The sequence below is a fragment of the Streptomyces crystallinus genome, assembly GCF_039521265.1.
Taxonomy (GTDB): domain Bacteria; phylum Actinomycetota; class Actinomycetes; order Streptomycetales; family Streptomycetaceae; genus Streptomyces; species Streptomyces crystallinus.
In genome coordinates, this window is the sequence record NZ_BAAACA010000030.1 from 17,239 (window position 1) to 37,079 (window position 19,841).

15 protein-coding genes are annotated in these 19,841 nt (G+C 73.4%); 8 read left to right on the forward strand and 7 right to left on the reverse strand.

The genetic code is table 11. The features are described 5' to 3' along the window. The first annotated feature begins 67 nt into the window (after positions 1-67). The 6 genes from ABD236_RS22210 (at position 68) to ABD236_RS22235 (ending at position 6,725) form a co-directional block, all read left to right on the forward strand. Entirely contained in the window at positions 68-883 is an 816-nt protein-coding gene (locus tag ABD236_RS22210) for a tyrosine-protein phosphatase (RefSeq protein WP_344075903.1), read from the forward strand. A gap of 319 nt (positions 884-1,202) precedes the next feature. Continuing rightward, positions 1,203-3,119, forward strand: a complete 1,917-nt coding sequence (locus tag ABD236_RS22215) for a hypothetical protein (RefSeq protein ID WP_344075905.1) — start codon at positions 1,203-1,205, stop codon at positions 3,117-3,119. Positions 3,120-3,207: 88 nt separating this feature from the next. After that, on the forward strand, positions 3,208-4,095 hold the full coding sequence (locus ABD236_RS22220; protein WP_344075907.1) for a metal-dependent hydrolase: 888 nt from the start codon (positions 3,208-3,210) through the stop codon (positions 4,093-4,095). 1 nt (position 4,096) lies between these two features. Beyond that, positions 4,097-5,170 carry a PDR/VanB family oxidoreductase gene (locus ABD236_RS22225; protein ID WP_344075909.1) on the forward strand — a complete coding sequence of 358 codons (1,074 nt, stop codon included), beginning with the start codon at positions 4,097-4,099 and terminating at the stop codon, positions 5,168-5,170. Positions 5,171-5,183: 13 nt separating this feature from the next. Beyond that, positions 5,184-5,882 carry a TetR/AcrR family transcriptional regulator gene (locus ABD236_RS22230; protein ID WP_344075911.1) on the forward strand — a complete coding sequence of 233 codons (699 nt, stop codon included), beginning with the start codon at positions 5,184-5,186 and terminating at the stop codon, positions 5,880-5,882. Between the two features lie 318 nt (positions 5,883-6,200). Then, a complete protein-coding gene (locus ABD236_RS22235; protein ID WP_344075913.1) occupies positions 6,201-6,725 on the forward strand; it encodes a GNAT family N-acetyltransferase in 525 nt (174 codons plus the stop codon). 12 nt (positions 6,726-6,737) lie between these two features. Here ABD236_RS22235 and ABD236_RS22240 read toward each other — a convergent pair whose 3' ends face one another. The 7 genes from ABD236_RS22240 to ABD236_RS22270 form a co-directional block, all read right to left on the reverse strand. Continuing rightward, positions 6,738-8,333 (reverse strand): SpoIIE family protein phosphatase, encoded by a 1,596-nt coding sequence (locus tag ABD236_RS22240; protein WP_344075915.1) that lies wholly within the window; start codon positions 8,331-8,333, stop codon positions 6,738-6,740. A gap of 105 nt (positions 8,334-8,438) precedes the next feature. Beyond that, positions 8,439-10,481, reverse strand: a complete 2,043-nt coding sequence (locus ABD236_RS22245; RefSeq protein ID WP_344075917.1) for an ATP-binding protein — start codon at positions 10,479-10,481, stop codon at positions 8,439-8,441. A gap of 137 nt (positions 10,482-10,618) precedes the next feature. Further along, positions 10,619-11,656: a LacI family DNA-binding transcriptional regulator gene (locus ABD236_RS22250; protein WP_425543926.1), complete on the reverse strand. Its 1,038-nt coding sequence runs from the start codon at positions 11,654-11,656 to the stop codon at positions 10,619-10,621. Further along, the gene (locus ABD236_RS22255) at positions 11,641-13,305 is read right to left on the reverse strand and encodes a glycoside hydrolase family 13 protein (RefSeq protein WP_344075923.1); all 1,665 of its coding nucleotides are present in this window, start codon (positions 13,303-13,305) and stop codon (positions 11,641-11,643) included. Before ABD236_RS22255 ends, ABD236_RS22250 begins: the two co-directional genes overlap by 16 nt. A 292-nt stretch (positions 13,306-13,597) precedes the next feature. Further along, the gene (locus tag ABD236_RS22260; protein ID WP_344075925.1) at positions 13,598-14,434 is read right to left on the reverse strand and encodes a sugar ABC transporter permease; all 837 of its coding nucleotides are present in this window, start codon (positions 14,432-14,434) and stop codon (positions 13,598-13,600) included. 2 nt (positions 14,435-14,436) lie between these two features. Then, on the reverse strand, positions 14,437-15,444 hold the full coding sequence (locus tag ABD236_RS22265; RefSeq protein ID WP_344075927.1) for a carbohydrate ABC transporter permease: 1,008 nt from the start codon (positions 15,442-15,444) through the stop codon (positions 14,437-14,439). Between the two features lie 33 nt (positions 15,445-15,477). Next, positions 15,478-16,752: an extracellular solute-binding protein gene (locus tag ABD236_RS22270; protein WP_344075929.1), complete on the reverse strand. Its 1,275-nt coding sequence runs from the start codon at positions 16,750-16,752 to the stop codon at positions 15,478-15,480. Between the two features lie 313 nt (positions 16,753-17,065). On the opposite strand from ABD236_RS22270, the gene ABD236_RS22275 reads away from it, so the two are divergent. Further along, positions 17,066-18,697 (forward strand): glycoside hydrolase family 13 protein, encoded by a 1,632-nt coding sequence (locus ABD236_RS22275; RefSeq protein ID WP_344075931.1) that lies wholly within the window; start codon positions 17,066-17,068, stop codon positions 18,695-18,697. Between the two features lie 25 nt (positions 18,698-18,722). Then, positions 18,723-19,745, forward strand: coding sequence for a LacI family DNA-binding transcriptional regulator (locus ABD236_RS22280; RefSeq protein WP_344075934.1), 1,023 nt, complete (start codon positions 18,723-18,725; stop codon positions 19,743-19,745). Positions 19,746-19,841 lie beyond the last annotated feature (96 nt).

Below are 19,841 nucleotides of genomic sequence, written 5' to 3' on the forward strand. Positions count from 1 at the left end.
GGACCGGGGCACACATGGGACGCGCCGACCGGCCGTGTCCGTCCCCCGTACAGGAGTGCGTCCGCCCATGACCGCGATCCCCGCCACCAGCGTCGCCAACCTCCGTGATCTCGGCGGCACACCGCTCGCCGGCGGCCGTTCGGTCCGGTCCGGACTGGTCTTCCGGGCCGGGTCGCTCGACCGGTTCGACCCGGGCGGCGACCCGGCGGCGAGCGCGCTCGGGCTCCGCACCGTCGTCGACCTCCGTACGGAGGCGGAGCGCGCCGAGCGCCCCGACCGGCTGCCCCAGGGGGTGCGGCTGGTCCTCGCGGACGTGCTGGCGGACGCGGTGAGCGCGCACGGGGCGCCGCCGGCCGCGCGGCTGCGGCGCGTCCTGGCCGACCCGGTCGGCGCCGAGCAGCACCTCGGCGGAGGCAGGGCCCAGGAGGTGTTCGAGGACCTGTACCGGGGGCTGGTGTCCTCGGCCTCGGCCCGGGCGGCGTACCGGACGCTGCTGCTGGAGCTGGCGGCCGAGGACGCGGGGCCGCTGCTGTTCCACTGCACGGCGGGCAAGGACCGTACGGGGTGGGGGGCGACGGTGCTGCTGTCGCTGCTGGGGGCGTCGGCGGAGGTGGTGGAGCGGGAGTATCTGTCGGTGAACGCGGCCGTGCGGCAGGCGTTCGCGCCGCTGATCGAGGGGTTCACGGCTCAGGGCGGCGACCCCGAGGTCGCGCTCGCGGTGATCGGGGTGGTGCCGGGGTATCTGGCGGCGGGCCTGGAGGAGGTGCGTGTGCGGTACGGGTCGTTCGAGGCGTACGTCCGGGACGGGCTGGGGGTGGGGGACGATGCGGTGGCCCGCCTGCGCTCCCGCCTGATCGAGACCCCCACCCCGCCCCTTCCCTAAACCCTCCGGGGGTGGGTGGGGGCGGGCCCCCGGACCCCGGGGCGGGGGCTGCGCCCCCTGCACCCCGCTTTTGTCTGCGGGTGAGTGGCCGCTTCTCGCGCAGTTCCCCGCGCCCCTATGGATGCCGCTGCGCGGCAATCCCCCTGGGCGTCCCGCAGGGGCGCTTCAGGGGCGCGGGGAACTGCGCGAGAAGCGGCCACGGTCCGCGGACGAACGAGGGTTTCCAGGGGCGCGGGGAACTGCGCGGGCAACCGGCCACTCACCCGCAGACGAAGGCCGGGCCAACAGAGCGCGGTGACCATCGCATCATTCGCTCGTTTTGCTGAACGTGGCCCCGTCCCAGGAGATCCTCACCCGCCCCACCCCCATCGGCATCGAGCAGGCCGAAGCCGCTCTCGTGGAGCACTACCCCCGGCTCACCCGGCTCGCCTACCTCGTGCTGCCGCCCTCGCTCGGGCGCAACCGGCGGGTGCTGACCGCGCACGCGCTGGTGCAGCGGTCGCTGCCCCGGGGGCGCGGGGGCGCGCAGGCGACGATCCCGGCGCCCCGGCGCGGGGACCCGGGGTACGGGTTCGTACGGCGGCAGGTGGTGCGCCAGGCGCTGGAGGCCGGGCTGCCGCTGCGGCGCCGCGCCTGGCCCAGGCGGGCGCAGCTGCCGCCGGTGCTGCCGCAGGTGTGGGGACTGCGCCTGTTCCCCCGCTCCGGCGGGGCCGATGAACTCGCCCTGGACCAGCGGCTCTCCGCGCTCAGCGGCCCGGCGAGAGCCGCCTTCGTGCTGCGCGGCCTGGACCGGCTGACCGACGCCGAGGCGCGCAGGGAGCTCGACGCCGTCGGGGTCGAGGACTCCGCCGCCGCCGTCGAGGAGGCCGGGGACCCCGGCGCCGCCGCCGCGCTCCTGGAGGCCGCCGAGTTCGACCCCTGCTCCCTCCAGGCCCGGCCCACCGACCTGATGCGGCGCCGCCAGCATCTGCGCGCCGCGCTGGTGGCCGCCGCGGCCCTCGCGGTCTGCGGCACCCTGCTCGGTCTGCCGGGCGAGGGCTGGGGTCCGGACGGCGCGGCCGCGCCGCCGTACGCCCGCAACCCCGCCGCCGAGGCCGCGCTCGACCCGGCGCGGATCGTCCGGGTGGACGCCGCCGTGTGGCGTACCTCGGCCCGTACGGACTTCTCCGTCTGGCCCGCCCGGGGCTCCCTCACCGGCGACAGCGCGCTGCTGCGGCGCGCGCTCGCCGTCTGGGCGCGGCCGGGCCGCTCGGTGCAGGTGTCGGCCACGCCGGGGACGCCGTCGGGCCCCCCGATGGGCGCGCCCCAACTGCTGTACGCGGGCAAGGTCGACCGCGCCTCGGTGGTGCTGTTCTACGACGGCCTGCGGGTCGCCCGGTACGCGGAGCCGCTGAGCGGCACCTCCGGCGCGGCGCTCGACTTCGCACGCGTGGACGGCGCCGACGCGGCCTCCGCCGGGGCGCTGGTGGTCGGCCGCATCGACGGCAACGTCCGCTATCTGACCGCCCCCTGGACGCGTGAGGCGGCCGTGCGGGACCTGCTGGACCCGGCCGCCGCGCCCCGCCCGCTGACCCGCGACCGGGACGGCGTGACCGCCCCGCTGGTCTCGCCCGCGCAGGCCCGCGACTGCACCTCCTGGGACGTGCTCCAGCTGCGCGACGACACCGCCGCGCGGCTGCTGACCGACCTCGGCGAGCTGGCGCCCGCCCGGCTCACCTGGGGCCCGCCGGACGCGCCCAGGGACGTCACCGCCGCACCCGCCCGCGAGGCCTGGGCCCGTACGGCGTGTCTGCTGCCCACGGTCCGCTCGCACGGCGTGCGGACGGTCAACGCCTGGCAGTACGCCAGGCAGCAGCTGCCCGAGGCGGGCGGCACGGCCGCCTGGTTGTGCACCCGGGCCGACACCTGGTCCGGCACCGGCAGCCGGGTGCTCGCCCAGTTCCAGGCGCCGGGCGCCCAGAAGGCCACGACGGGCGCGGTGGCCGCGCGCGCCGACGACAGCGCGGCCTGCGGCACCCACGAGCCGCGCGTGCTCGCGGGGGTCCTGTGGAAGTCCCGGGGCGGGCACTGGTACGTGCTGGCGGCCGGCAGCGAGGACCTGGCCAGGGTGGCCGTCTCCGGCGGGGTGGAGGCCTCCGAGCGCGGCCATCTGCTGGCCGTGCGCACCCAGGAGGGGGCCCGGGCCCAGCTGGGCGGCCGCCTCGCGGACGGCACCCAGGTGGCCGCCCTGCGCTGAGCCCGATCGGCCCGGGTGACCGGATCCGTACGAACAACTCCTCGCACAACCCTGTTGCCAGACGCTTACCCGTCAGTACATTGACGCCATGTCTAATACGCCGCAGCCCGCTCCGGTGGTCTCGGAGCACATAGAGCTCAAGGCCCGGAACGTCTCGTTCGAGTGGGAGAAGACGCCGCTCCACTGGATACCCGGCGACCCGTTCACCGGGCACACGATCAATGTGCTGCACCTGCTGCTCCCGGCGGGCGAGCGCTGGTTCGTGCATGTGTACAAGCAGGTGCTGCCGTACATCCGCGACGAGCGGCTGCGCGAGGACGTCATCGGGTTCATCGGGCAGGAGGCGACGCACTCGGCGGCCCACGACGACGTGCTCCCCCACCTCAAGGCGCTCGGCCTGGACCCCACCCCGTACACCGCGCAGGTCGACTGGCTCTTCGAGAAGCTGCTCGGCGACCGGACGCTGCCGCCGGGGCGGGCGCGCGAGTGGTGGCTGATGGAGCGGGTCGCCACGATCGCGGCGATCGAGCACTACACGGCCTTCCTGGGCGACTGGATCCTCAACGCCGACACCCTGGACGCGCGCGGCGCGGACGCGGTGATGCTGGACCTGCTGCGCTGGCACGGCGCCGAGGAGGTCGAGCACCGCTCGGTCGCCTTCGATCTGTTCATGCACGTCGACGGCGGCTACCGGCGGCGGGTGCGGACCTGGGCGACCGCGTTCACCGCGCTGGTCTTCCTCTGGCAGCGCGGCGCCCGCTTCTTCATGGAGAACGACCCCTCGCTCCTCGACGGCAGGGCCACCTTCCGGGACTTCCTGCGCTCCGGGCGCCAGGGCACCCTGCCCACCGCCGGGGCGATGGCACGCTCGATCCCGCGTTACCTCAGCCGTGCCTACCACCCCTCGCAGGAGGGCTCGACCGCGCAGGCCGTGGCCTATCTGGCGAGCTCGCCCGGCGCCAACGGAGGCCGCTGACATGCCCCGTACGAGGTCCGTGGTGCTGGCCGCCGGGGCCGCGCTGCTGGTGCGGCGCGCGGTGCGCCGCCGTATCGCCGCCTCCCCGCTGTGGCCGATGCCCGCGCTGGAGACGCCGATCTCGGGGCAGGGCGGACGGCGGGTGCCCTCGCTGCGGCTCACCGTCGCCGAACGGGCCGTCCCCGCCGAGGGGGTGGCCCTGCTCCGGCTCGAATCGCCCGCCGGCACCCCGCTGCCCGAGTGGCGGCCCGGCGCCCATCTCGACCTGGTGCTGCCGTCCGGCCTGATCCGTCAGTACTCGCTCTGCGGCGACCCGGCCGACCGCGCCACGTACACCGTCGCCACCCGGCTGATCGAGGACGGGCGCGGCGGCTCGCGCGAGGTGCACGAGCAGCTGCGGGAGGGCGCCGAACTGGTCGTGCGCGGGCCGCGCAACCGCTTCCCGCTGGCCGAGGCCCCGTCGTACGCGTTCGTCGTCGGCGGCATCGGCATCACCCCCGTACTGCCCATGCTGCGGGCCCTGGAGGCGGCGGGCGCCGAGTGGCGGCTGCTGTACGGCGGGCGCTCGCGGGCCACCATGCCGTTCCTGGACGAGATCGAGAAGCTGGGAGCGGGGGGCTCGCGGGTCACCGTGGTGCCCGAGGACGAGGCGGGACGGCCGGACGCGGCGGCCTTCCTGGCCGGTACGGGCGAGGGCGCGGCGGTGTACTGCTGCGGGCCCGAGCCGCTGATGGACGCGGTGGCGGCGGCCCTGCCCGAAGGGCGCACCCTGCACCTGGAGCGGTTCACGCCCGGCGCGAGCACCGCGCAGCTCGGCACCTTCGAGGTCGAACTGCGCCGCACCGGCCGCACGCTCACGGTCCCGGCGGGCCGCTCGGTGCTCGCCACGGTCCGCGACGAGCTGCCGGACCTCCCGTACTCGTGCGAGCAGGGCTTCTGCGGAACGTGCCAACAGCGGGTCCTGGAAGGGGCGGTCGACCACCAGGACGAGCTGCTCACGGACGCCGAGCGCCAGGACTCGATGCTGATCTGCGTCTCGCGCTGCCTCGGCCACAAACTCGTGCTCGACCTGTAGGTACCCTGTTCGCATGACGACCGGGGTGCGGCGCAGGATGGGCGTCGAGGAGCGCAGGCGGCAGCTGATCGGGGTCGCGCTGGAGCTGTTCAGCCACCGGCCCCCCGACGACGTCTCCATCGACGAGATAGCGGCGGCGGCCGGGATATCCCGGCCGCTCGTCTACCACTACTTCCCGGGCAAGCAGAGCCTGTACGAGGCGGCGCTGCGGATGGCCGCGGACGAGCTGGCGGGCCGCTTCGTGGAGCCGCACGAGGGGCCGCTCGGGGCCCGGCTGCTGCGGGTGATGGGCCGGTTCTTCGACTTCGTCGAGGGCCACGGGCCGGGTTTCGCCGCGCTGATGCGGGGCGGGCCCGCGGCCTCGGCGGGCGGCTCGACCACCGCCAACGCGATGATCGACGAGGTACGGCACGCGGCCTACCTCCAGATCCTCGCCCACCTCGGGGTCCAGGACCCGCCCGCGCGGCTGGAGTTGGTGGTGCGCTCCTGGGTCTCGCTGGCCGAGTCGACGGCCCTGATCTGGCTGGACGGCCGCCGTATCCCGCGCGCCGAGCTGGAGCTGCAACTGGTCCATGACTTCGCTGCCCTGGCGGCGGTGAGCGCGGCCTATGACGCGGAGATGGCGGAGGTGGTGTTGCGGATCGTCGCGGACGAGCCGGAGGAGGGGCCGTTCGGTGACCTCCTGGCCCGCCTCACGGCCCTGGCGGGCTAGACCCCCGCCCCTGTTTGTGCCCGGCCTTTGTCTGCGGCCCGGTGGCCTCCTCCCGCGCAGTTCCCCGCGCCCCCTCTTGAACCCGGACTTTGTCTGCGACCCGGTGGCCGCCTCCCGCGCAGTTCCCCGCGCCCCTAACCCCCCTTCGTCTGCGAGCCGTGGCCGCTTCTCGCGCAGTTCCCCGCGCCCCTAAAAGCCTGTGGCTGAGCTCAGTTCTCCGGCTGCGGCCGACCCCCTAGGGGCGCGGGGAACTGCGCGAGCAACCCACCACTCACCCGCAGACAAAGGCCGGGCCCGCGCACCCGTACCTTGATCACCATGACCACACCCCCGCCGCCCCTGGACTTCCGCCCCGCCCGCGAGGGCGACATCCCCACCCTCGTGGGCCTCTACGACGACGCCGCCCGCTGGATGCGATCCACCGGCATCGACCAGTGGCAGCCCGGCGAGAAGGACGTACCCCACTTCCGCCGCCGCATCGCCGAGGGTGAGGTCTGGCTCGCGCTCACGGCGGACGGCGGCGTGGCCGGAGCGTACGAGCTGTGGTGGGAAGACGAGCCCGCCTGGGGCACGCGACCCCCCGAGGCGGGCTACGTACACCGGCTGATGACCGACCGGGCAACGGCCCCCGCCGGCACCGGCCGTGCCCTCCTCGCCCACGCCGAGCAGCGCATCGCGGCCGCCGGGCGCCCGCTGTCCCGGCTGGACTTCAAGGCCTCCAGCCCCGGGCTGCGCGCCTACTACGAGAGCGCCGGGTACACGGTGGCCGGGGAGCAGCCGTTCAAGGAGGGCGGGGGCGGCAGCAACTACGCGGTCGTGCTGATGGAGAAGAAGCTCGGCTGAGCCGGGCCTGCCTCAGACCAGCCCCGTCAGCCGCAGGGCCAGCAGCGCCACGTCGTCCTCGCGGCTGCCGAACGCGCCGAGCAGCGCGTCGCACAGCGCGCCCGTGCCGCGCGCGGCGCTCACCGAGGCGATCTGGCGCAGCCGCTCCATGGAGAGCGCGAGGTCGGTGCCGCGGGTCTCGATGAGCCCGTCGGTGACCATCAGCAGCACGTCGCCGGAGGCGAGCCGGTGGCTGAAGGGGTCCGGGTGGTCGAGGCCCAGTCCGAGCAGCGGGCCGTGTACGCCGAGGTAGGCGGGCTCACCCCGGCGGGGGATCACCAGCGGCGGCAGATGGCCCGCGTTGGCGATCCTGGCGCGGCCCAGCAGCGGGTCGATGAGGGCCAGGCACAGGGTGGCGGTGGCCTCGGGGTGGTAGAGCTGGAGCATCCGGTCCAGGCGGCGCACCAGGACGGCCGGGTCGCGCTCGTCGGTCGCGTACGCCCGTAACGCGTGGCGCAGTTCGACCATGACGGTGGCCGCGTCGAGCGAGTGGCCGACGACGTCGCCGACCCCGACGAGGAGGCCGTCCGGGGTGGGCAGCGCGGCGTAGAAGTCGCCGCCGATCTCGGCGCGGGTGGAGGCGGGCACATAGCGTACGGCGACGTCGGCGCCGGGCAGCCGGGGCGGGTGCTGGGGCAGGAAGCTGCGCTGGAGGGTGAGCGCGATGTGCCGCTCCTCGGCGGCGCTGCGCAGCGACTCGGCGGCCAGCGCGGTGGCCTCGGCGAGATGGACGAGCAGGGCGTGGGCGTCCTGGCCCTGGGCGGCCCGGACGGGGGTGACCAGGCAGACCGGCGGCTGGTCGGCGCGGCTGCGGGCCAGCATCAGCCGGGCGTCGCCGTCATCGTCGCCGGTCGGCAGCACCCCGGAGGGCCACAGCGGGGCGGGCGCGATCCGCGACCGTACGCCGGTGCAGCCCGCCATGGCCCGCTGGAGCAGCGGGGCGACCGCGGCGGTGGTGCCGGCGGGCTCGTGGCGCGGGGGGCCGCCCGCGTACAGCGTGCCGTCGGCGCCGAAGACGTAGGCGGCGGCCCGGCAGCGGATCAGGGCGGTGGCCGCGGCGGCGGCCGTCTCGGCAAGCTCCTGGGGGCAGCCCGCCCCGTACAGCGCGGTGGTGGCGGTGGCCAGGCGCGCGAGGCGGCCCGCGCGGGCGTCGGCGTCGTGGCGGAAGCGGGCACCGCGCAGGGCGGCCCGGACGACGGCCTGGATCTCCTCGGGCTCGACGGGGACGGCGAGATAGGCCTCGGCGCCCGCGTCCAGGCCCCGGGTGCGGTCGCGCGGGGTGGTGGCGGCGGCCGAGAAGTGCACCACGGGCATGGGGGCGATCTCCGGGTGCGCCTTGATGCGGCGGCACAGCTCGAAGCCGTCCATGTCGGGCAGGCCCACGTCCACCAGGGCCGCGTCGGGCAGGGCGCCGTCGCGGACCCGGCTGTCCAGCTCGACCAGCGCCGCGGCCGCGGTGGCCAGCGGCACCACCCGGTGGCCTGCGCGCCGCAGGACCGCGCCCATGGCGTAGCGGTTGGCGTCGATGTCGTCGACGACCAGCACGGTGGTGTCGTGGGACGGTGTCACGGCGTATCCCCCGTGGGGCCGTCGGCCCGGTCAGGGCTTCGGTTACGGAATGGGTGGCGGGTACCTCCACACGGTAGCGCGCGGGCCGCCGCCGGGGACCCCAGGTCAACTCCCCTGTGCGAAATCACCCTTGAGGGCGTAGCTGAGCCCCTGGTCGAGCCCGGCGCGCGCCCCCCGGTGGAAGGCGCTGTCGTACGCCTGGTCGCCCACCGAGGCCCTGGCCCGGCGCTCGCACTCCTCGCGCACGGCGGTGAGCCGGGGGGCGCCCATCTGGGCCTTGCCGACGGTACGCCAGTACTCCTGGGCGATGCCGAGGACCAGGGCGCCCTCCTCGCCGTCGCCCCGGGCGGCGAGCGCGCAGGCGAGCAGGTCGAGGCCGATGGCGATGCCGAAGCTGTCGTGGAGCAGCTGCTTGCCGAGCAGCATCGCCCGGACGTGCTCGACGGCCTCGGTGGGGCGTCCCAGCGCCAGCGCGGTGACGCCGAGCGTGTAGTCGGCGTACGCCCGCATCCAGCGCTCCCCGCGGCTCGCGCACTGGTCGCGCAGCCAGGTGGCCTCGGCGGCGGCCTCGCGATGGCGGCCGAGGTTGGCGAGGGCGTAGACACGGACCAGGGCGCACAGGGCCAGGCCCGCCGTGAAGTCGTCCTCCGCGGCGTCGATGGCCGGGGTGCACACGTCGAGGGCGCCCTCGGCGTCGCCGGGCATCAGGATGGCGGCGCCGAGCAGATAGGCGGCGCGCAGCCGCGCCTCGGGGTCCTTGGCGCGGGCCACGCACCGCCGCCCCTGGCGCAGCGCGGTCTCCAAGTCGCCCTGGAGGAGGGCGGTGATGCCGAGCGCCCACTCGGCGCGGTCGCGGCGGGGGCCGGGCTCGGGGGTGCGGGCGAGGGCGCGCTCCAGATGGCCGCGGCCCTCGCGCAGCCGCCCGCAGCAGGCCCAGAAGAACCAGAGCGCGGAGGCCATGTCGAGGGCGGCGTCGAGGTCGTGGGCGAGCAGGTGTTCCAGCGCGGTGCGCAGATCGCCCTGTTCGGCGGCGAGCCGCTCGTACCACTCGACCTGGTCCGGGCCCATCCAGTCGGCCTCGGCGGCGCGGGCGAGGCGGCGGCAGCGCTCGGCGTGGCGCCGGGCCACGGCCGCCTCCTCGCCGAGCTCGCCGAGCCACTGGCGGCCGTACTCGCGGATGGTGTCGAGCATCCGGTACCCGGCCCGGCCGCAGTGCGTCCTGGCCCGCAGCACGGACTTGGCGGTCAGGCCCGCGAGCGCCGGGCCGACGGCCTCGGGGGCGAGCGGGCCGCCCGCGGCGACGTCCTGGGCGGCCGCCAGGTCGAAGCCGCCGGCGAACACCGAGAGCCGGGCCCACAGCAGCCGCTCCAGCGGGGCGCAGAGCTCGTGGCTCCAGCCGATGGTGGTACGCATGGTCTGGTGGCGCGGCAGCCGGGCGGCCCGGTGGTCGGTGAGCACCTCGAAGCGCGAGTCCAGCCGCTCGGCGAGCTGTTCCACGCTCCACAGCCGCAGCCGCGCTCCCGCGAGTTCGATGGCGAGCGGGATGCCGTCGAGTCTGCGGCAGATGGCGGCGGCGGCCTCGGCGCGGGCCGGGGTGTCGAAGGACTTCAGCGACAGGTGCGGGACGGCGTCGACGGCGCGCTGTTTGAAGAGGGTGAGCGCGGCGCCCCCGGGCGGCAGCGGGCCGAGCGAGAAGACACGTTCCTCCGGGCGGCCCAGGGACTGCCGGCTGGTGGCCAGGACGGTCAGGCCCGGCGAGGTCTGGAGCAGCTCCCCGATGAGGTGGCCGCAGGCGGAGACCAGATGCTCGCAGGTGTCCAGGACCAGCAGCAGCCGTTTGTCGCCGAGCCAGCCGCACAGTGCCTCGGCGGCGGTGCGGGTGCTCTGGTCGGTGACGCCGAGGTGGTCGGCGACGGTGGCGGCGAGCAGTTCGGGGTCGCACAGCGGGGACAGCTCGACCCACCACACCCCGTCGGGACAGTAGGCGTGGCGCTCGCGTGCGCCGCGCAGGGCGAGCCGGGACTTGCCCACACCGCCCGGGCCGGTGACCGTGACGAGCCGGTGGCCGCGCAACAGGCCGTCCAGGGTGGCCAGTTCCGCCGACCGGCCCACGAAGCTCGTGGTCTCCGCTGGAAGATTCCCCAACACGGGCACAGTTTGGACCAGAGAGTGCCCCGGCCCCGCCCCCTCGCACGGTTCAACCGAAAACGGTCAGGATGCGGCCAGTATCGATCAGGTCGCTGTCACTCATGAAGGTACGCGCTACACGAACGAACCCCGCCCGGTCACTCTCGTACGCGTGCGGTGGATCCCCGTACCACCAGCTCCGGCTGGAACACGAACTCCGTCCGCTGCACCGGGTTCCCCCGGATCTCCTCCAGCAGGGCGCCCACCGCGGCCGCCGCCATCGCCCGCACGGGCTGGCGGACGGTGGTCAGCGGCGGGTCGGTGAACGGGATCAGCCGCGAGTCGTCGAAGCCCACCACCGACACCTGGCCGGGCACCGCGAGGCCGCGCTCGCGCGCGGCGCGCACGGCCCCGAGCGCCATCATGTCGCTGGCGCACACCACGCCCGTACAGCCCTGGTCGAGCAGCGCGCCCGCCGCCACCTGGCCGCCCTCGACGCTGAAGAGGGTGTGGCCGATGTACGCGGCGGCCTCCTCGGCGCGCAGCCCGAACCGCTCCCCCAGCGCGGCCGTGAACCCCTCGGCCTTGCGCCGCGAGGGCACATATCTGAGCGGTCCGGCCGCCAGGCCGATCCGGGTGTGGCCGAGGTCGGCGAGATGGCCCACCGCCATCGCCATCGCGGTGTGGTCGTCGGGCGAGACGAAGGGCGCGCGAATGCGCTCGTTGTACCCGTTGACCAGCACGAACGGCACCCCGCGCTCGGTGAGCGCCAGATAGCGGGCGGGGTCGGCGGCGGTGTCGGCGTGCAGGCCCGACAGGAACACGATGCCGTTGACCCCGCGCTCCTCCAACTGCTCGACCAGCTCGTCCTCGGTCACCCCGCCGGGCAGCTGGGTGCAGAGCACCGGGGTGTAGCCGTGCCCGGCCAGCACCTGCTCCACGGCCTGGGCGAAGGCGGGGAAGATGGGGTTGGTGAGCTCCGGGGTGACCAGGCCGACGAGTCCGGCGCTGCGCCGGGACAGCTGGGCGGGCCGCTCCCAGCCGAGGACGTCCAGCGCCGCGAGCACCCGCTGCCGGGTGGCGTCGGCGACGCCCGGACGCCCGTTGAGCACCCGGCTGACGGTGGCCTCGCTGACGGCCGCCTGGACGGCGATGTCGGCGAGGCGCGGCCCGGCGTCGGTCACACCGCCCACCACACGGTGGTGTCGGCGCCGAGCGTGAACTCCTCGCCGGCCACGGCCACTTCGCCGCTGCCGCTGGAGACGATCACCTTTCCGGCGGCGGGCGCGGGCAGCCGTACCGGCGCGCCCGTGAGGTTGACCGTGCAGACGAACCCCTCGCGGGCGAAGGCGAGGACGCCCTCGGGGGTGTCCAGCCAGCGCACCGCGTCGCCCGAGCCGAGGCCGGGGTGCTCGCGGCGGGCGGCGAGGGCGGCGCGGTAGAGCTCCAGGGTGGAGTCCGGGTCGCCACTCTGGGCGGCGACGGAGAGCGCGCCCCACCCCTCGGGCTGCGGCAGCCAGCTGCCACCGCTGCCGAAGCCGTACGAGGGCCCGTCCTCGGTCCAGGGGATCGGCACCCGGCAGCCGTCGCGGAAGCCGTCCTGGCCCTCGGCGCGGAAGAACGACGGGTCCTGGCGCACCTCGTCGGGCAGGTCGGTGACGTCCGGCAGGCCCAGCTCCTCGCCCTGGTAGAGGTACGCGGAGCCCGGCAGCGCCAGCATCAGCAGGGTCGCCGCCCGCGCCCGGCGCAGCCCGAGCTCGCGGTCGCCCGGGGTGCGCAGCTGGGTGCCCAGGCCCGGCGGGTTGGCGAAGCGGGTGGCGTGCCGGGTGACGTCGTGGTTGGAGAGCACCCAGGTGGCGGGGGCGCCGACCGGGCGCATCGCGGCGAGCGAGACGTCGATGACCTCGCGCAGGGCGGCGGCGTCCCACGGGGCGCCCAGGTACTGGAAGTTGAAGGCCTGGTGGAGCTCGTCGGGGCGTACGTAGTGGGCCGTGCGCTCGACGGTGGGCGTCCACGCCTCGGCGACGGCTATGCGCTCGCCGGGGTACTCGTCGAGGATCAGCCGCCAGGAGCGGTAGATCTCGTGGACGCCGTCCTGGTCGAAGAACGGCATGACATCGTTGCCCAGCAGCTTGAGCTGGTCGCTGCCGCCGATGTCGGGCAGCCCGGCGGCCTTGACCAGTCCGTGGGCCACGTCCACGCGGAACCCGTCGACGCCCATGTCCAGCCAGAACCGCAGGATCGAGCGGAACTCGTCGGCGACGGCGGGGTGCTCCCAGTTGAAGTCGGGCTGCTCCGGGGCGAACAGGTGCAGATACCACTCGCCGTCCTCGGTACGGGTCCAGGCGGGCCCGCCGAAGATGGACTCCCAGTCGTTGGGCGGCAGTTCGCCGTGCTCGCCGCGTCCGGCGCGGAAGTGGTACCGCCCGCGCAGCGCCGATCCCGGCCCCTCCTTCAGCGCCCGCTTGAACCACTCGTGCTGGTCGGAGGAGTGGTTGGGGACGAGGTCGACGATGATCCGCAGCCCGAGCTCGTGGGCCTCCCGGATCAGGGCGTCGGCGTCGTGCAGGGTGCCGAACATCGGGTCGATGGCGCGGTAGTCGGCGACGTCGTAGCCGGCGTCGGCCTGCGGGGAGGCGTAGAAGGGGGAGAGCCAGACGGCGTCGACGCCGAGGTCGCGGAGGTACGGGAGCTTGTGGCGTACGCCGTCCAGGTCGCCCATCCCGTCGCCGTTGCCGTCGGCGAAGCTGCGCGGATAGACCTGGTAGATCACGGCGTCCTGCCACCAGCCGGTACGGGTGTTCCCGTGGGGGGCGGTGGCGGGGGCGGTGAGGTGCGGGGTCATTTTGTCCCTGGGTCGGTGTGGTGGTTTGGCCTGCGGCCGGGCGTGCACCGGGGCTACGCCCCAGGCCCTTTGGTTCGTCTGCGGACCGTGCGTGGCTGGCCGCGCAGTTCCCCGCGCCCCTAGGGGGTTGCCCGCAGCCGGAGAACTCAGCTCAGCCGCAGGCTTTTAGGGGCGCGGGGAACTGCGCGAGAAGCGGCCACGGTCCGCAGACGAACGAGGGTTTTCAGGGGCGCGGGGAACTGCGCGGGCAACCGGTCACGCAGCCGCAGACGAGGGCCGGGCGGTAAACACGTCACCCCTTGGTCGCCCCCGCCGTCATCCCCGCAACCAAGTGCTTCTGCGCGAACAGGAAGAACGCCGCCGCCGGCACCGCGATCAGCACGGACGCCGCCGTCATCGGACCCCAGTTCGCCGTGTACTGGGTCACGAACGTCTGGAGCCCACCCGCCAGCGTCAGGTTCTCGTCGCCGACCATGAACGCCGACGAGTACGCGACCTCGCCCCACGCCGTGATGAAGGAGTAGAAGGCCGTCACCGCGAGGCCCGGCTTGGCGAGCGGCAGGATCAGGCGCCAGAACGTGCCGAACGGGTTCAGCCCGTCCACCCGCCCCGACTCGTCGATCTCCACCGGGATCCCGTCGAAGAAGCCCTTCATCATCCAGGCGCAGAACGGGACCGCGATCGTCAGATACGTGATGATCAGGCCCACCGGCTGGTTCAGCAGCCCCAGCTGGCCCATCAGGTTGTAGAGCGGGACGATCAGGATCGCCATGGGGAACATCTGGGTGATCAGCAGCGTCCACATCAGCGGACGCATGCCGGGGAACTTGAAGCGGCTCACCGCATAGCCCGTGGTCGCGGAGATGAACACGCCGAGCAGCGTGGTCACCCCGGCGATCAGCGCCGAGTTCCCGAACCAGGTGAAGAAGCTCGTCTTGTCCACCAGGTAGCGGTAGTTGTCGAGCGTGGTGTCCTTGAAGAAGTCCGTGGTGATCGCGTACTTCGCCGGCTTCAGCGAGGTCAGCAGCACCCACAGGACGGGGAAGACGGCGATGACCGACGCCCCGATCAGCGTGGCGTGCAGCCCGACCGAAGCCAGCGGCGACCGCTTACCGCGTTGCGACGACATCGTCACCACACCTCTCCCTGCTTGCGAAGCGACCGCCGGTACACGAACGCGAAGATCATCAGCACCGCCAGGATCAGCACGCCCCAGGTCGCCGACCCGGCGAAGTCCCGCGGGCTCTCCACGAAGGCCTGCCGGAACGCCTGCGTCACCAGGATCTCGGTGGAGTCACCGGGACCGCCCCGCGTCAGCAGGAAGATCACCGGGAACATGTTGAACGTCCAGATGGTGGAGAGCAGGATCACCGTCGAGGAGACGGCTCGCAGGCCCGGGACCGTGATGTAGAGGAACCGCTTCCAGGGGCCCGCCCCGTCCATCTCTGCGGCCTCGTACAGCTCGCCGGGGATCGACTGGAGGCCGCCGAGGAGCGCCACCATCATGAAGGGGACGCCCAGCCAGACGTTGACCGCGATGACCGAGAACTTGGCCCAGGTCGGGTCGTCCAGCCACGGCACCGCCGAGATGCCACCGCCGTCCAGGACCTTGTTGAGCAGCCCGTTGTCGCGGTTGAAGAGGAAGCGCCAGGCGAACACCGAGACGAAGCCGGGCACCGCCCACGGCAGGATCAGCATCATGCGGTACGCGGCGCGGCCCCGGAACTGCCGGTTGAGCATGTTCGCGAGCACCAGGCCCAGTACGAACGTGGTGGAGACACAGCACACCGTCCACACCACGGTCCACACCAGCCGCTGCACGAAGACGGGATCGCTCAGCGCGTCCACGTAGTTGTCGAGGCCGACGAACTCGTACGTGGCGTCGATGTGGTTGGCGCCGATCGTGCGGCCGACGTTGCGCTCGTTGGCGTCGGTCAGCGACAGGTAGATGCCGCGGCCGAGCGGCCATCCGATGATCACGCCGAGGACGATCACCACGGGGGCGACCATCGTCCAGGCGTACCAGTGCGTCGAGAGCGCCCGCCGGAGCCGGCCGGGGCGCTCGCCACTCGCGCGGTCCCGGCCGCGGGCGTCCTCGCCCGCGGCCTTCGCCGTCGACTGGCCGGTGTGGACAGTCATGTCAGTCAGTACCCGTCTCCCGCTGCCCGTCCGCTACTTCCAGTCCTTGAGGATCTTGTGGAAGGCGGTGGCGGAGGCCTTGGCCGCGTCCTCGGGCGAGGAGGCGCCGGTCACGGCCTTGGTGAACTGGAGCTTCAGCGGCTCGAAGAGGGCGCCGTTCTCCGGGATCCAGGCGCGCTCGACGGCCTTGTCGACGGCCGGCTTGAAGAACTGGACCATCTCGTTGGACTTGACGTCCGGCTGGTCGTACGCGGCGGTCCTGGTCGGCAGCAGGCTGAGCGCCTTGGTGGTCTGCACCTGGACGTTCTGCGAGGTCAGATAGTCGACGAAGGCGTGCGAGGCGTCGCGGTTCTTGGAGCCCGCGTAGACCGCGAGGTCGTGCCCGCCCTGCGGGGCGCCCTGGGCGGCGGAGCCGGCCGGGACCGGGGCGATGCCGAGGTTGGCCTTGTCCTTGAACTCGTCGCCGGCGTAGGCGTCGGCCACCGCCCAGGGGCCGTTGACCATCATGGCGACCTTGCCCGACTTGAAGGCGGTCTCCATGTTGTTCCACCCGTCGGTGGCGTTGGTGATCGCGGCGCCGGAGGTGACCAGGTCACGGGCGGCCTTGAAGGCCTTGACCCCGGCCGGGGAGTCGACGGTGACCTTCTTGTTCTTGGCGTCGACGAGGTCGCCACCCTCGCCGTAGATGAACGGCAGGAACCAGTACGAGTCGTCGCCGCGCAGATACAGGCCGGTCTTGCCGGTCTTGGACTTGATGGCGGCGGCGGCCGTCTTCACCTCTTCGAGGGTCTTCGGCGGCTCGACGCCCGCGTCCTTGAGCATCTTCTTGTTGTAGAAGAGGCCGAGGGTGTCGATCACCTGCGGGACGGCGTACGTCTGGCCGTCGTACTTGCCGCTGGCCGCCGCCTGCTTGAGGAAGGCGGAGTCCACTTCCTTGGCCTTGGCGTCCGGCACCTTGTCCAGGTAGCCCAGCGAGGCGAAGTCGGCGACCCAGCCGACGTCGGCGCGGATGACGTCCGGCGCGTCGGAGCCGCTGCTGAAGGCGTTCTTGATCTTGTTCTGGGCGTCGCCGTACGGCACGTTGACGTACTTGACGGTGACCTTGGGGTGCTGCGCGTGGAAGTCCTCGGCGATCTTCTTGAACGTGGCCTTCTCGGTGTCGTTCGAGGTGTCCCACCATGTGACGGTGCCGGAGAGCTCGCCCGAGCTCTTCTTGTCACCGCTGTCACTGCTGTCACTGTCGCCGCAAGCCGTCGCCGCGAGCGCCAGGGTCGCGACCAGCGCGGTGGCCGCTATGCCACGTCGCATGTGAACTCCTTCAACGGGTGCCGCGCCATCACGGCGCCGGATCGCCAGGAACGTAACAAGGATGAAAGAAGACCGAAAGACCTTGCGAAGAATTTCTGCAAGGCCGGTCGATCGTTACATCCGCGTGTCCACACGGTTGCCGATGCGCGCCTTGCCAGAAGGCCCTTCCGTACCCCATGGGCACGCCCGGGCCGCTCGCCGCCGCCCTTGCAAGGCTTCCGCAAGACCTTGCAGGACTGTTACCTTCGGGATGCAGCGGCGTTGATCCCGTAGGCGCAGGAGACCGTGCAGGCCACCGGAGAGGGACCCGTTCATGACACAGGAGCTGACCACGACCACGGCCGTCGCGGGCCGCGCGGACCGGGCCCCCGGGAGCGGCACGGGCTGGTGGCGCGACGCCGTGATCTACCAGGTGTACGTCCGCTCCTTCGCGGACGGCGACGGCGACGGCATCGGTGACCTGCCCGGCATCCGGGCCCGGCTGCCGCACCTGGCGGCCCTCGGCGCGGACGCCGTCTGGCTCACCCCCTTCTACGCCTCCCCGCAGGCCGACGGCGGCTACGACGTGGCCGACTACCGGGCCGTCGACCCGCTCTTCGGGGACCTCCAGGACGCCGACGACCTGGTCCGCGAGGCCCATCGGCTCGGTCTGCGGGTGATCGTCGACATCGTCCCCAACCACACCTCCGATCAGCACAGCTGGTTCCGCGCGGCGCTGGCCGGCGGCCCCGAGCGGGACCGCTACCACTTCCACCCGGGCGGCCGCGCCGCCGTGCCCGCCCAGGGCGGCGCCGCGCCCCCCAACGACTGGGAGTCGGTCTTCGGCGGGCCCGCCTGGACCCGTACCGAGGACGGCGAGTGGTATCTGCACCTGTTCGCCCCCGAGCAGCCCGACCTCAACTGGGAACACCCCGAGGTGCGGGCCGAGTTCGAGTCGGTGCTGCGCTTCTGGCTCGACCTCGGCGTCGACGGCTTCCGGATCGACGTGGCGCACGGCATGGTCAAGGCGGCCGGGCTGCCCGACATCGGCGCCCGTGAGCAGGCCAAGCTGATCGGCGCCCAGGAGCTGCCCTTCTTCGACCAGGACGGCGTCCACGAGATCCACCGCTCCTGGCGCCGACTGCTCGACTCCTACGACGGCGAGCGCATCGCGGTCGCCGAGGCCTGGGCGCCCTCGCCCGAGCGGCTCGCCCTGTACGTACGGCCCGACGAGCTGCACCAGGCCTTCAACTTCCAGTTCCTGAACTGCCCGTGGGACGCGGCCGAGATGCGCGCGGTCGTCGACGCCTCGCTCGCCGCGACCCGCTCGGTCGGCGCCCCCACCACCTGGGTGCTCTCCAACCACGACGTGGTGCGCCACCCGACCCGCTACGGCGGCGGCACCCAGGGCCTGCGCCGGGCCCGGGCCGCGGCCCTGCTGATGCTGGCGCTGCCCGGCTCCGCCTATCTCTACCAGGGCGAGGAGCTGGGCCTGCCCGAGGTGAGCGACCTGCCCGACGAGGTGCGCCAGGACCCGTCGTTCTTCCGCGCCGAGGGCCAGGACGGCTTCCGCGACGGCTGCCGGGTGCCGATCCCCTGGACCGAGGAGGGGCCCTCGTACGGCTTCGGCAGCGGTGGCAGCTGGCTGCCGCAGCCCGACTCCTGGCGCGGGTTGTCCGTCGAGGCGCAGTCCGGCGACCCGCGCTCGACCCTGGAGCTCTACCGCTCGGCACTGGCCCTGCGCCGCGAGCTGCCGGGGCTCGGCGACGGGGAGATGGAGTGGCTCCCGGCCCCCGAGGGCGTGCTGGCGTTCGCCCGGCCGGGGTTCGTGTGCACGGTCAACACGGGCGCGGCCGCGGCCCAACTCGCGGTCCCCGGGCGGCCCCTGCTGGCGACCTCGGCGCTGGAGTTCACCGGCGGTAACGTCACGATCCCCGCCGAATCAGCGGTCTGGTGGGCAATCTGACGTGCGACCGGTACAGTCCAATCCCGTGACCGCACGGCTTGCCGACATCGCAGCCCAGGCGGGGGTCAGCGAAGCCACAGTCAGCCGCGTGCTCAACGGCAAGCCCGGTGTGGCCGCGGGCACCCGTGAGTCCGTGCTTGCCGCCCTCGACGTCCTCGGCTACGAGCGGCCGGTGCGGCTGCGCAGGCGCAGCGCGGGGCTCGTCGGTCTGATAACGCCGGAGCTGGAGAACCCGATCTTCCCGGCGCTCGCCCAGGTCATCGGCCAGTCCCTGACCCGCCAGGGGTACACCCCGGTGCTCGCCACCCAGACGCCCGGCGGCTCCACCGAGGACGAGCTCACCGAGATGCTGGTGGACCGGGGCGTCTCGGGCATCATCTTCGTCTCCGGGCTGCACGCCGACACCACGGCCGACATGGACCGCTACGAGCAGCTGCGCGCCCAGGGCGTGCCGTACGTGCTGGTGGACGGTTTCTCGCCGAAGGTGCAGGCGCCCTTCATCTCCCCCGACGACCGGGCCGCGATGCGGCTCGCGGTCACCCACCTCGCGGCGCTCGGCCACACCCGTATCGGGCTCGCGGTGGGCCCCAAGCGGTTCGTTCCCGTGCTGCGCAAGATCGAGGGCTTCACGGCCGCGATGCAGGACGCGCTGGGGCTCACTCCCGGTGAGGCCGAGGCGCTGGTCCAGCACTCTCTGTACACGCTGGAGGGCGGCCAGGCCGCGACCACCGCGCTGATCGCGGCGGGGTGCACGGCCGTGGTGTGCGCCAGCGACATGATGGCGCTCGGCGCGATCCGGGCGGCCCGCCAGGCCGGGCTCGACGTGCCCAGGGACATCTCGGTGGTCGGCTTCGACGACTCCCCGCTCATAGCGTTCACCGACCCACCGCTGACCACGATCCGCAAGCCGGTGACGGCGATGGGTCAGGCGGCCGTGCGCGCGCTCCTGGAGGAGATCGGCGGCACCCCCGCGCCGCACAGCGAGTTCGTCTTCATGCCCGAGCTGGTGGTTCGCGGTTCAACCGCTTCTGGACCCGCACCCAAGTAACCCTCCACTGGGAGCGATGCCCGCTTCGGCATAAAATCGGGGGAAGAGTCGGCCTCTCCTCCGTGAGGAGTCCTCCACTGGGAGTAGGAATCCGGA